Origin of the sequence: Rathayibacter sp. Leaf299 (assembly GCF_001423055.1) — a bacterium.
GTDB classification, from domain to species: domain Bacteria; phylum Actinomycetota; class Actinomycetes; order Actinomycetales; family Microbacteriaceae; genus Rathayibacter; species Rathayibacter caricis.
The window spans coordinates 279,784-292,776 of record NZ_LMNT01000001.1 but is presented as its reverse complement, the minus strand read 5'-3'; the positions used below and the strand labels follow the sequence as shown (position 1 = coordinate 292,776).

The window sequence follows — 12,993 nt, the reverse complement described above, 5'->3', positions numbered from 1 at the left end:
TCGTCACCGCGAGTCCGACCCGAAAGAAGACCCGATGACGCTCAGAACCCTGTGGACCCGCACCGCGATCGCGGCAGCCGGATGCCTCCTCCTCACCACCGTCGCCGGGCAGGCCGTAGCCGCCGAACTCGACGACGACGCCGTCGACGTCAACGTGACGATCACGCCCCTGACGGGTACCGGTGCACTCTCGATGAGTGTCGCCGGCACCAGCGCCGAACTCACCGAGACCGGATCGACGGCCGAGCTGCGCCGATTCACCGGCACACTGCCGACCGTCACCGTCACCGACACCCGCCCCACCGACGAGATCCCGGAGGATGCGGGCTGGTACGTGCTGGGCACCGCCTCCGACTTCGTCGGGTCCGCCGGTCAGTCGCCGATCTCCGCGGGGCAGCTCGGCTGGTCGCCGCGTCTGATCGACGGCGGCGACAGCGGAGTGGTCTCGGCGGGATCGGACGTCGGCACGGTCTTCGACGACGGGCCCAACGACGTCGGTCTCGTCGACCAGGAGTTCCTCGCCGTCACGGAGGATTCCGCCGGCGTCTCGGCCGAGGGCTCCTGGACCTCGACAGCGGACCTGACGCTGGAGACCCTGCCCACGAGCGAAGCGGGCGACTACAGCTCGACGCTCACCCTGACGCTCATGGAGTAGCGCGCGAGCTCCACCCCCTCCTCGACGTCCCCCTCCTCCTCACGAAAGAGAAGCAATGAAGCTCCCTCACACCCCTTCCTCGCCCCTCGCCGGTCGGAACCCGCTCTCGAAAGACCTCAGCCGACGCACGGTGCTCGTCGGCTCCGCCGGAGGTGCTGTTCTCGCGGCGACGGCCGGCCCGCTCGCCGCGGCCGCCGTCGGCCCGTACCGCAGCCTCTCCTCCCCCGTCTTCGACTTCCGAATCGATCAGGCGACCGGAGGCGTCTTCACTCTGGTCAACCCGACGGACCAGTACGCGACCAACCACGTCTCCAACCCGGATCTGCGCCCGGAGTTCGACCTCGACGACTCCCGATGGACGGGCGACGCGGTCTTCGGGGTCAAGCGGGGCGCCTCGACCGCGATCGCGCCGGCGATCACCGGCCTCTCGGACGACATCCGCACGGTGACCTCCACCGCGTCGTCGATCACCGTCGCGTACTCCGGTCAGGCGGGCAACCAGTACGGCATCCGCGGATTCGACCTCACGCAGAAGTACGAACTGACCGGCGCTGCCCGCGACCGGATCAGTTGGACGATGACCCTGCGGAACACCTCGACCGAGTCGCTGGAGTTCGTCGACGTCGGACTGCCCTTCCTGATGAACTCGTGGTGGGACGGCTCCAACCAGACGGGCATCTACGAGAAGAACGTCGCGCGCCACTCCTTCGTCGCCAAGGACGGTTCCTACCTCTACTGGCAGCGGCCCAACGGAGAGGGCCCGTTCCTCGTGCTGGCACCCCAGGACGGCACGTCTCTGGAGTTCAAGAACAAGGCACGCCCCGGCGAGGGGCCGTTCGGCGAGCGGGACCCGCAATGGGAGGGACTCGTCGAGTTCTACATCCACTCGGCCGGATCGGTACCGCAGCGCCGCAATCAGGCCGGCACCTATCTGCCCACCACCTCTCTCGTCCTCGCGCCGGGGCAGGAGAAGACCTACGGCTTCACCTTCCGCTGGGCGGCCGACTACGCCGACCTGCGCGATGTGCTCTTCGACGCGGGCGTCGTCGACGTCGTCTCGCTGCCGGGAATGGTGATCCCGCAGGACCAGAAGGCGACGCTGGCCGTCCGCGCCAAGTCCGGTATCACCTCCGTCGTCGGGCAGGCAGGCCGCAACATCACGGTGACACCGCAGGGCGAGCGCAACGGCTACTCGCTCTTCGAGCTCTCCCTCCCGCAGCTGGGAGCGAGCACCGTCACCGTCACGTACGGCGGCACCCGTGAATCCGTCCTGCAGTACTACGCGATCGAACCGGTCGAGAAGCTCATCGGGCTGCACTCCGCGTTCCTCACCTCGAAGCAGCAGGCCAGGACGACCCGCGGCTACGACGGCGCGTTCCTGCAGTGGGACCTCAGCAATCAGAAGCTGATCACCTGGGACGACTACCCCGGTGGCGGATGGAAGGAGTGGATGGCCGGAGGCTCCGACGACCTGGGTCTGGCCCCCGCTGCCTTCCTCGCCGAGAAGAACCTCGTCGCACCGGTGAAGGCCGAGATCGACGCGATCGACTACTACATCGACAACTTCCTGCTCGGCTACCTCCAGGGCAAGAAGAACGCCGACGGCACTCCGACCTACCAGGTCTTCCGCTGGTACGACGGTCGCGACGACACCCCGAACGACCAGGGCGTCTGGCGCGTGTACAACTACATCCACGTCGCGAACACGTACTTCGCGATGCACCGGATCGCGGCGCAGTACCCGTCGCTCGGGACCGCGCGCAGCTCGGCGGAGTACCTCGAACTGACGTACCGGACCCTCGAAGCCATGTACACGAAGGTCCCGCTGCCGACTCCGATCGGCGATGCCGCCCGTGAGCACGGACTCATGGGCGAGCAGACCTACCCCTTCATCCTCGAGGCGCTGCGCAGTGCCGGGCGGACCACCGAGGCCGACCGCCTGCGGACGCTGATCGAGGGCAAGCGCGACGTGCTGTTCGCCGAGAAGTACCCGTTCCGCTCTGAGATCAGCATCGACACGACCGGGTTCGAGTCGACGTACACCCTCGGCAAGATGTACGGGAACCGCGAACTCGTCGACCGCGTGCAGCGCTCCTCGCTCGCCTGCCGCGGGCTCCAGCCGCTCTGGTACTTCTACGGCTCCGACAACCGGCACATGGGCGAGTCCTGGTGGAACCTGAGCTACGAGTGCCAGCTCGGAGCATGGCAGCAGCACGACTACCTGGTGAACTACGCGAGCACCGCCGACCGCGACTTCGCCGACGCGACACGATCGACCTACGGCGCCTACCTGGCGGGTTGGGCCAACATCAACTCGGGTCAGATCAGCCCGCTCGCCGCGAACATCGGCGCCGCGTCGTGGATCTACCAGAGCGAGAAGGGCGCCAACGAGTACGGCTGGATGCCGATCCTCGACGGCTGGTGGGCGTGGTCCGGCGAGTCGGCGCTCGGCTTCTGGGGAGGGGTCCGCGCCGCGACCGTCACCGTGGTGGAGGATCCGATCGTGGGCACCTACGCGTACGGAGCGGACCTGACGACGGTCGGCACCTCGTCCCGGGTCGTCCCGAAGGACGGGGTCCGCCAGCGCCTGACGATGTTCACACGCGGCGGCTTCCGCTTCGAGATCACAGGAGCCCGCTACTCCCGTGCCGATGTCGCGAACGACCTCGGCACGATCGAGCTGGTCCTCGACCGGCCCGCCGGCGTCGCCGGCACCCCGGCGATCGTCCTGTCGAAGCTCCCCGCCGGTCGCTACACGGTGACCGTCGACGGCGTCTCGACGGGCCAGCCGATCACCAGCGACGGTGCGACCGCGCGACTCGCTCTCCCCGGTCTCGCAGCGGCCACCGCGACGGTGCGTCTCGTCAGGGAGACCACCGCCCCCGTAGGCCCGGTGGTCGCCTTCGAGACGAGCGCCACCAGCCGCTGCCTGACCGCGAAGTCGATCCTCACGGTCAAGGTGACGAACCGCAGCACCGGCCCGATCGACGCCGTGGTCACCAGCGCGTACGGCACGAAGTCGTTCACGGCGATCGCGGCGGGGAAGAGTGCGAGTGTCGCCTTCACCACGCGCCAGAGCAGCATGCCCGCCGGCGAAGTCTCCGTCGTCGGGACCGGGACCGTCTCCGGCCAGCGGGCGTCGACGACGCAGACGACGGCGTACGCCAGCCGCAGCTGCTGACGGAGGTGTCGCAGGAGCTGCGACACCTCCCGCAAGGCACTGGACCGGCGAGCCCCTCGGGGCCCGCCGGTCCGGTGCCTTCGCCGGGTTCGGCGCTGTCCGTGGGAGTCGGCGAGTCGCTCCGGCACATCGTCGACGGGGGACTGCGGGCGCCGGCCGGTGGATCATCGACGGCCATCGCGCAGCTGCCGCGTCTAGCGTGACCGGGTGACGTGCCCGGCTGCTCGAGCACGAATCGTCACGGAGGAGACCCCCACGACCCGCCGCACCACGACCTCCCTCGGCCTCACCGTCGCCGTCGCGGCGCTCCTCAGCGGATGCACCGCCTCGGGCGTCCCGGGTGCCGCGACCACTCCCGCGACCGCGACGGCGGCACCCGCGCCGACCGAGATCACGACCGGCCTCACCACCCCCTGGTCGATCGTCTTCGCCGGCACGACGCCGCTCGTCAGCGAGCGCGACACCGGCCGGATCCTCGAGCTCGACGGCAGCGGCGAGACCCGCGAGGTCGCCGAGCTCGACGACGTCGTGCACCAGGGCGAGGGCGGGCTGCTGGGTCTCGCCGTCGACGAGCAGAGCCGCCTCTACGCCTACTCGACCGGACCCGACGGCAATCGCATCCAGCGCTTCGACCTCGCCGGCTCCCCCGGGTCCCTCCGGCTCGAGAACGAGCGCACGATCCTCGACGGTCTCCCGTCGGCGACGTTCCACAACGGCGGGCGGATCGCCTTCGGCCCCGACGGACTGCTCTACGCGGGAGTCGGCGACGCAGGCGACCGCGCGAGCGCGCAGGACCTCGGCGCACTCTCGGGCAAGATCCTCCGGATGACCGCCGACGGAGGCGTCCCCGAGGACAACCCGTACCCCGACTCCCTCGTCTACAGCTCCGGTCACCGCAACGTGCAGGGTCTGGGCTGGGCCGAGGACGGCACGATGTTCGCCAGCGAGTTCGGCCAGGACACCTGGGACGAGCTGAACATCATCACCGCCGGTGCGGACTACGGCTGGCCGGAGGCCGAGGGAGTCGCGGGCGACGACGACTTCGTCGACCCGGTGCAGCAGTGGGCGCCGGCCGACGCCAGCCCGAGCGGAGTCGCGGTGCTGGACGGCACCGTCTACCTCGCCAACCTGCGCGGCGAGCGCCTGCGCACCGTGCCGGTCGGGGATCCCTCCTCCGCCACCGACCTCTACACGGGTGACTACGGACGGATCCGCGCCGTCACCCCGGCACCCGACGGCTCGCTCTGGTTCGTCACGGGCAACACGAACAGCCGTCTGGAGCCGCGCGAGGGCGACGACCGCATCCTCCGCATCGAGCCGCTCTGACCCGGGCGCAGAACCTCAGCTGGGAAGAGGGTCTCTCGGCCGTCAGCCGTTGGACCTCCCCGTCAGCCGATGTTCGGAGAACGCCCGAGCAGCAGTGGCGGGACGGCGGCGACTCCGACGACGACGAGCGCCGGCCGAGCCCGGTCGCAGACCGAGGATCCGGCGCCCGCTGCGATCATCGTCCGGCGAGCGAGCCTCCGATCCCGCCGACCGAGAAGTACCTGTTCAGGAACGCGAACATGATCACCGGCGGGAGCATCATCACGACCGCGACGGCCATGACCGAGCCCCAGTCGGTCGCGTTCTGCTGGAAGAACGACTGCACACCCATCGGCAGGGTGAAGGTGTCCGTCGAACGCAGGAACACGATCGCGACGAGGTAGTCGTTCCACGCGAGCAGGAACGTGAAGATCGCGGTCGAGAGGATCCCCGGCAGCGAGTTGCGCAGCACCACGCGGAGGAAGCCGCCGAAGACGGAGGCGCCGTCGATCCACGCCGCCTCTTCGAGCGACATCGGGATCGTGTCGAAGTAGGCCGCCATCATCCAGGTGGCGACCGACATCGCCGACCCGACGTAGATGATCGTGATGCCGACGAGGTTGTCGACCAGGCCGAAGTTCGCGAACAGGATGAACAGCGGCACGACGGAGGTGATGACCGGGAGTGACTGCACGACGAACAGCAGCAGCGAGTAGCCGGAGACGAGCCTGCTGCGTCCTCGGGAGAGCACGTAGCCTGCGGGAGCCGCGACCGCGACCGAGATCAGCACCGAGGCCAGCGTCACGGCGACCGAGTTCCCCAGCCAGGTGAGGGTGGCGGTGGTGGTGAAGACGTAGGTGAAGTTCTCGAGGGTGAAGCCGGTTCCGCTGGAGTAGGTGCCGGGCCGGACGGAGAGGACGAGAGTCACGACGATCGGGATGAGGATGATCGCGGTCACGACGAGCAGCAGCGTGAAGCGCCCCCACTTGCCGCGGTCACCGGGGGCGACAGCGGACGTCCGGCGACGTGCGGGCGACGGTGCCGCCTTCACGTTCTCGTGCAGGATCGACGTGCTCATTCGATGGCCGACTTTCTGATCTGGCGGTAGAGGACGACGGAGACGATGACGAGGGTGATCGTCATGAGGAAGGCGATCGCGACCCCGGGTCCTGTCTGGAAGTCCTGGAAGACCCTCCGGTAGGCGAGGACGACGAGCGAGGTCGTCGCGTCGACCGGGCCACCGCCAGTCAGCAGGTAGATGGTCGGGAAGTCGTTGACGCAGAAGATCGTCATGAGGATCCACGAGATGTACGTCGATCGGGCGATCAGCGGAAGCGTCATCAGCCGGAACTGCTGCCATTTCGAGGCGCCGTCCATCCCGGATGCCTCGTAGACGTTCCCGTCCACGGCCGCCAGTGACGCGGAGGTCATCAGCATCATGAACGGGAACGACACCCACACCTTGAAGACGCACACCATCACCGCCGCGAGAGTGGGATCGGCGAGGAAGAGGGGCGTCCCCCAGCCCAGGGCCTGGAAGAGAGCGGGGACCGGGGAGTCCGGCGTCGCGACCAGGTAGTTCCAGGCGGTCGCCGAGACGACCACCGGGATGATCCACGGGAGCAGGAGCAGGACCTTGAAAGTGCCGGCGCCGGGGACCCGGGTGCGCAGCAGGAGCGCGAGGGCGAGGCCGATGATCCACGACCCGAAGACCCCGACCACGGTGAAGACGAGCGTGAAGCCAGCGGCTTTCCAGAAGGTGGGCGCCTGGAGCACATCGGTGAAGTTCGCGAGGCCGACGAAGTCCCCCGTGGCGATCAGGGAGCCGTTGCGCACGGACTGGATCCCTGCGTAGATCACCGGATAGGCGTTGATCAGCAGGAGAAGGAACACCGACGGAGCGACGAGGAGCACCAGAGTGAGCGCTCCACGGGAGCGGCGGCGCCGCGGGCGGAGGGGCTGCGACGCCCCCCGCCCGCTCGCGCCGACGCCGGTCGCCGCGCGCTTCAGCGACGATGTGATGCTGGTGGAGGTCATCCGGTTCGCCTACAGCTCACCGAGCGAGGCACCCAGCGCTTCGAGGGCGACCTGCGGGTCGGTCTGTCCGGCGAGCATGGTCTGCGCGAAGGCACGCAGACCCTGACCGCCGTCGATGGACGCGAGTCGCGCGTCGACGAACGAGGACCGGGCGGCGTAGGTCTTGGCGACCGGCTGCCAGTCGTTGATGATCTTCGTCTTCTCGGTGTCCGCCTGGAACTCCGGGAGAGCGGTGAGCGACTTCAGGATGGGCAGGTTCGACTGGAGGTTCTGCTGGAACAGCGGCGTCATGTTCTTGATCCAGTAGGTGAGGAACTCCTCCGATCCCTCCTGGGAGGGGGTGTTCGTGTACATCATCAGGTTGTTCACGAACTGCAGCGTGCCCTGCTCTCCGCTGGGCGAGGCCATCGGCTCGGCGACGACCACGTCGGCGTTCGTGTCGCCGAGTGTCGCGTTCAGCCCCGGGGTGTTGATGCCCATCGCGATCGTGCCGTTGGCCCACTGCGCGGTCAGGTTGTCGGTCGAGTAGCTCGGCGAGGCGGGGTCGATGATGCCCTCCAGCGCGAGCTGGCGGACGAACTCCATCGCCTCGATGTTGCGCTCGTTCACGACGTCGAGCTCGCCGTCGGGGTTGTAGAGCCCGCCGCCGTTGTTGATCATCATCACGAGCATGCTGTGCAGGCCGATGTTGTTGTTCGCGCCGGCTCCGCTGCCGAAGGCGAAGAGGCCCTTCGCCTTGAGTGCCCGGGCGACGGTGAAGTACTCGTCCCACGTCGTCGGCACGGTGAGGCCGTTCTCGTCGAAGATGCGCTTGTTGTACCACCACACGCGCATGTCGAGTGCGGAGGGGATCGCCGCGTAGCCGTCCGGGGTATTCAGGCTCTCGATGGTGCCGGGGAGGAAGTCGTCATAGGTGCCGTCGGCCTTGAACTTCTCGAGGAGGTCGTCGGCGTACGCGATCGCGCCCTGCTCGGCGAACTGGAACGCCTGGAAGCCACCGCCCGTGGACACCGCCGGGCCGGTCCTGGACGCGATGGCCGAGGAGAACGTCTGCGAGAAGTTCGACCACTGGATCACCTGGTACTCGGCCGCGGGAAGAGAGCCGCTCGGAGCGTAGGACTCGGTGACCCGCTGGGCGGCCGTGCTGTACTCCGCCGGCCCCCAGGGCATGTCCCAGAACTTCAGGGCGTCGGAGGACGAGCTCCCGCCCCCGGAGGAGCACGCGGCGAGGGTCGCCAGCGCCGCCGCGCCTCCGGCGACGCCGAGGAAGCCGCGGCGCGAGAAGGCCGAGCTCTGGAAGATGTGTGTTTGCGTCATTGCAATGTCTCCTTAGTGAGGTGAGGGGTCGGTGGGCGGTGCAGCGTGCGCGGATCAGTGCAGGAGTGGTGAGAGCGAGGCGATGACGGCTCGATCGGCCGCGAAGTCCTCGAGATCGGTGGAGGACTCCTCCGCTCGCACGAGAGCGATCAGACGGCGCCAGCTGAACCGGTGGGCGGTCTCGTAGCGGGTCGGGAGCATGGTCTGCCCGTTCGACGTCGTGATCGTCGCCCGGAGCGGCCGAGCCGTCTCGGGAGAGGGGATGCGGGCATCGACGATCACGTCCGCGCCGACGGCTCGGAGGGTGGCGGATGTCGGGACGGCGTCGCTCACCGTGCAGGTGAGGAGGACGGCGCGACCCGTGCGCAGCCGGCCCCGGACGGTGTACCCGCGCGGAGTGCTGATGACGAGGGCGGCCGACTCGAGCGGTGCGTGCGCGGCGCGCACGAGGGCGAGCTGCTCGAGCAGGGCGTGCCGGAGGGCCGTGCCGGTCGGCACGACCACACGGGCTTCCAGAAGAGCTCGCGGTTCGACGTCGGCGAGGGCGGACCTGACGTCCTCGACGCCCGGATTCCCGGAGAAGGGACGGTCGAGGACGACCGGGAAGCCGAGCGGGTGACCAGCGCTCACGTCCTCCTCGCGGGGATCGACGACGAGCACTCCTCGCGCGCCGGCCTCGCGTGCTCGGAGGACCTCGGTCGTCCATCCCGTGGAGCCGTCCACGGCGACCAGGTCCACCGCGCTCCGGCCGAACGCCAGCGAGACGGGGAGGGATGCGACGACGGCATCGATCGCTCCCGTCTCGCGCACGGTGCCGAGGGCGGCGAGGGTCAGAGCGGTCATACGAGGACCCCCTCCCCCGCCAGCACGCGATCGGCGGCGCGGCGTGCGATCTCCAGCGCGAAGCGGAGATCGTCGATCAGCGCGTCCGCCGCGATGCGGGGCGGGGCGCCGTCCACGGCCGACGCGATCTCGCGCCACTCGCCCTCGTAGCCGTTGTGGTCGGCGGGGAGGAAGGTCCGCACCAGTCCGCCGCCGACGAGGGAGGCCGTGCCCGAGCCCGCCTGGACGTACGAGGGAGTGAACTCGATCTCGGCGACGGTGTCCACTCCGATCGCCGTCAGACGCCAGTCCGGGGCCCAGTTGTCGCTCATCAGGGCGTGGAGCTCGATCTGCACCCGGCCCGCCGTCAGCACGATGAGGTACCCGAACGGGTCCAGCATCTCGGCCGAGTGCACCTCGATGTCGTCCCAGCCGGGACCGACGAGTGCGCGGACGAGCGGGAGGTCGTGGATCGCCAGCCCCATGATTCCGCCCGTGATCGCCTCGGCCGCCTGCTCGAGGCTCCGGACCGAGCCCTGCTCCGCGGGCTCCGGCCGTCCTTCCACCTCGGTCGCGAAGTCCTCGAAACGAGTATTCGGCGGCAGGACTATCGACGACCGGACGGTGTGCACGTCCCCGGTGGCGAGGCGGTCGGACACCGCGAGCCAGGCGGGATCGTAGGCGTGCATCGCGCCGACCAGGATGGGCACGCCCGTCTCGGCGCTCACCGCGGCGATGCGCTCGGCCTCCTCGCTCGTCATCGCGAACGGCTTCTCGCAGAGGATCGCCTTCTTGCCTGCTCGGCACGCGGCGATGACCTGCTCCGCGTGGAAGCGGTGCGGAGAGCAGACGGCCACGACCTCGACCGCGGGGTCGGACAGGAGCTGCTCCACGTCGGTCGTCCAGGTCGCGCCGACCCGGTCCGCCACGGCGCGCGCGACCTCGGCGCTCACGTCCATGACGCGCACCACCCGGAAGGTCCCGGTCAAGCGCGCGAGCGCCGGCAGGTGGATCGCCTGGGTCACGGGGCCGGCTCCCAGGATGCCGACGCCGATCACGCGCCGACCTCGCGGTCGTCGAGCAGGTCGCGGACGGGCGAGAGCATCGTCCGGACGCTCATCGATCTCGGCATTCGGTTCTCCTCGTCGAGTGGACCGCTCGAAACTTGATCGACCGGTCAGGTTTCCTGAAACATACATGCACGTTCAGGTTTAAGCAACGACCGAATAGACTGCCGGAGGAGGCGGTCGATGACAGCGCGCGAGGACCGGGGCACGAAGCCGAGAGGCCCCTACAAGAACGGACTGAAGCGCCGTCGCGAGATCGTCGACGCCGCGACGGTGGTCTTCGGGCAGTACGGCTACCACGGCGGATCGCTCCGGACGATCGCCGAGATGGTCGGCACGACTCCGGCGACCCTGGTCGGCTACTTCACGAGCAAGGAGCTGCTCCTTGTCGCGGTGCTCGAGAACTGGAACGTCGTCAGCTCGCAGTCCGACGGCGAGCGCGGGCTGGACTACTTCCGCGCGAACATCCCCCTGATGCGCTACCACGTCGCCCATCCCGGTCTGATCCAGCTGTTCCTCACGATGTCCACCGAGGCGACGCAGGAGGACCACCCCGCCCGGCCGTTCATGCGCGCGCGTCAGCAGACCACCCACCGGACGATGACGCGCGAGCTGCAGCGCCTGGTCGACGACGGCGTCGTGAAGCCTCTCTCCCCCGAGCTCGTCGAGCGCGAGGTCAGGGTGATGATCGGCGTCCTCGACGGCGTCGAGCTCGGCTGGTTGATCGACCCGGGCATCGATCTCGAGGGGGTCGTGCGGCACCACATCGATGAGGCGATCGCGCGGTGGAGCGGTCGCTCCCTCGACGCCGTGCGCGCGGAGACCGACGCCTACCTGGCCGGGAGAGCTGCGCGGGCCCGGTCCGAGAAGGCCGACGTCGGAGTCGGCTGAGCCCTCCCGACGTCGGCACGGCGGCCCCGGCGGAGCGCACCCGCCCTTCCCCGCTCGCGGCGTCCGCACGAGCGGCCGGCGGGCGCGGACCGGCTACTCCGCGACCTCGACCGTGAACACCACGTCGTCCGGGAGGCTGCGGAACACCGAGAGGTCGGACGTGATCTCTCCCATGAGGGTCAGGGTCGGGACCGAGCTCGTCTCCTCGTAGATGATCGTGAAGCTGTCCGCGGGGTTGTAGTAGACGATGTCGCCGGGCTGGACGTCCGTGAAGAACGGACCGGTCTCGGTGAGCGGCGCGTCGAGCTCGGTGATGTACTCGATGCCGAGGTTGCGGAACCAGGGCAGCTCGACGGGGAGCATCGCGAGGAGGTCCTGCGAGACCCGGCTGTCGTTCAGCACGGCCATGACGACCTCGTCGCCCGCGGTCAGGGTGATCGCGGTCGACGTCGCGGGAGTCTCCGCGGGAGCCGTCGCGATCGGAGGCGGCGAGGCAGGGCCGGGCGAGGCAGGGCCGGGCGAGGCAGGGCCGGGTGAGGCCGAACCGGTCGCGGAGGCCGCGCTGGTCGGCGTGGACAGGACGTCGGACGCCTCACCCGTCGATCCGGTCGAGCAGGCGGAGAGCGCGGCGACGAGGACGGTCGCAGCGAGGACGGCGGGGATTCTTCTCATGCCCCCAGTCGATCCGCGTCGCCGGATCCGAGCCAGTCCCGCCCGTAGGGTGCCCCGGCGGGACCCGCCTGCGGGATGGCGCCGGTGCCCGGGGGTTAACACGGAGGACCCCCTCCCCGCCGCTCCAGCGCGTAGCGTCGCTCGCATGGACAGCCGTGCCGAGATCAGCGAGTTCCTCACGTCCAGGCGCGGCAAGCTCACACCCGAGGCGGCCGGGCTCCCCGACTTCGGCGGGCGCCGACGCGTGCCTGGCCTGCGCCGCGAAGAGGTGGCGCTGCTCGCCGGGATGAGCTCCGAGTACTACAAGCGCCTCGAGCGCGGCAACGCCGCCGGGGTCTCCGAGGCGGTCCTCCAGGGCATCAGCCGAGCACTGCAGCTGACGGAGGCGGAGCACGCGCACCTCCTCGACCTCGTGCGGGCGGCGAACGCGGCCGCGCATCCGATGCAGCGTCGCACCGTCCCGCGGACGTCCCGCGTGCGAGCCTCCGTCCAGCAGATGGTCGACGCGATGTCGACCGTCCCGGTCTACGTGCAGAACGGGCGGCTGGACTGCGTCGCGACCAACCGGCTCGGCCGGGCGGTGTTCTCGGAGATGTTCGCCGATCAGCCGGCGCCGATGAACGCGGCGCGCTTCGGCTTCCTCGACGCTCGCGCCGAGACCTTCTACCGCGACCTGGCCGACTCGCGACGGCAGTCCGTCGCGCTCCTGCGACGCGAAGCGGGACGGAGCCCTTCGGACCGGCAGCTCACCTCGCTGATCGGCGAGCTCTCGACTCGCAGCGAGGTCTTCCGCGGCATCTGGTCGGCGCACGACGTGAAGGAGCACCGCACCGGCGTGAAGCGCCTGCACCACCCGCTCGTCGGCGACCTCGATCTGTCCTTCGAGTCGATGGACCTCGCCTCGGAGCAGGGTCTCCAGCTGATCGTGTTCTCGGCGGCCCCGGGGAGCGCGTCCCACGACGCGCTCACCTCGCTCGCCCGCCGGGCCGCCGGGAGCGACCCCGTCACGACCGGCCCGGGAGCGAGCACAGCGGGGCCCTGACCCG

At 69.5% G+C, this 12,993-nt stretch carries 11 protein-coding genes; 5 read left to right on the top strand and 6 right to left on the bottom strand.

From position 1 onward, the window contains the following. The first annotated feature begins 34 nt into the window (after positions 1-34). The 3 genes from ASF48_RS01380 (at position 35) to ASF48_RS01370 (ending at position 5,162) form a co-directional block, all read left to right on the top strand. Positions 35-655, top strand: a complete 621-nt coding sequence (locus tag ASF48_RS01380) for a hypothetical protein (RefSeq protein WP_055785252.1) — start codon at positions 35-37, stop codon at positions 653-655. Between the two features lie 55 nt (positions 656-710). Beyond that, positions 711-3,836 (top strand): DUF5695 domain-containing protein, encoded by a 3,126-nt coding sequence (locus ASF48_RS01375; RefSeq protein ID WP_055785249.1) that lies wholly within the window; start codon positions 711-713, stop codon positions 3,834-3,836. Positions 3,837-4,043: 207 nt separating this feature from the next. Beyond that, positions 4,044-5,162: a PQQ-dependent sugar dehydrogenase gene (locus ASF48_RS01370; protein WP_235577165.1), complete on the top strand. Its 1,119-nt coding sequence runs from the start codon at positions 4,044-4,046 to the stop codon at positions 5,160-5,162. A 175-nt stretch (positions 5,163-5,337) separates the two neighbouring features. Here ASF48_RS01370 and ASF48_RS01365 read toward each other — a convergent pair whose 3' ends face one another. From ASF48_RS01365 to ASF48_RS01345, 5 genes are read right to left on the bottom strand one after another with little or no spacing between them, the layout of a single operon-like run. Continuing rightward, the gene (locus ASF48_RS01365; RefSeq protein WP_055785246.1) at positions 5,338-6,219 is read right to left on the bottom strand and encodes a carbohydrate ABC transporter permease; all 882 of its coding nucleotides are present in this window, start codon (positions 6,217-6,219) and stop codon (positions 5,338-5,340) included. Beyond that, on the bottom strand, positions 6,216-7,178 hold the full coding sequence (locus ASF48_RS01360) for a carbohydrate ABC transporter permease (RefSeq protein WP_055785241.1): 963 nt from the start codon (positions 7,176-7,178) through the stop codon (positions 6,216-6,218). The genes ASF48_RS01365 and ASF48_RS01360 overlap by 4 nt, the downstream gene beginning before the upstream one ends. A 9-nt stretch (positions 7,179-7,187) precedes the next feature. Then, positions 7,188-8,495 carry an ABC transporter substrate-binding protein gene (locus ASF48_RS01355; protein WP_055785239.1) on the bottom strand — a complete coding sequence of 436 codons (1,308 nt, stop codon included), beginning with the start codon at positions 8,493-8,495 and terminating at the stop codon, positions 7,188-7,190. A gap of 54 nt (positions 8,496-8,549) precedes the next feature. After that, the gene (locus ASF48_RS01350) at positions 8,550-9,338 is read right to left on the bottom strand and encodes a hypothetical protein (RefSeq protein ID WP_055785236.1); all 789 of its coding nucleotides are present in this window, start codon (positions 9,336-9,338) and stop codon (positions 8,550-8,552) included. Further along, a complete protein-coding gene (locus ASF48_RS01345) occupies positions 9,335-10,375 on the bottom strand; it encodes a Gfo/Idh/MocA family protein (protein ID WP_055785232.1) in 1,041 nt (346 codons plus the stop codon). The genes ASF48_RS01350 and ASF48_RS01345 overlap by 4 nt, the downstream gene beginning before the upstream one ends. 192 nt (positions 10,376-10,567) lie before the next feature. Between ASF48_RS01345 and ASF48_RS01340 the strand changes: the two genes are divergently transcribed. Beyond that, entirely contained in the window at positions 10,568-11,275 is a 708-nt protein-coding gene (locus ASF48_RS01340; RefSeq protein ID WP_055785229.1) for a TetR/AcrR family transcriptional regulator, read from the top strand. 93 nt (positions 11,276-11,368) lie between these two features. Here ASF48_RS01340 and ASF48_RS01335 read toward each other — a convergent pair whose 3' ends face one another. Further along, positions 11,369-11,947 (bottom strand): cyclophilin-like fold protein, encoded by a 579-nt coding sequence (locus ASF48_RS01335; RefSeq protein ID WP_055785226.1) that lies wholly within the window; start codon positions 11,945-11,947, stop codon positions 11,369-11,371. 145 nt (positions 11,948-12,092) lie between these two features. Between ASF48_RS01335 and ASF48_RS01330 the strand changes: the two genes are divergently transcribed. Next, positions 12,093-12,989 (top strand): helix-turn-helix transcriptional regulator, encoded by an 897-nt coding sequence (locus ASF48_RS01330; RefSeq protein ID WP_055785223.1) that lies wholly within the window; start codon positions 12,093-12,095, stop codon positions 12,987-12,989. Positions 12,990-12,993 lie beyond the last annotated feature (4 nt).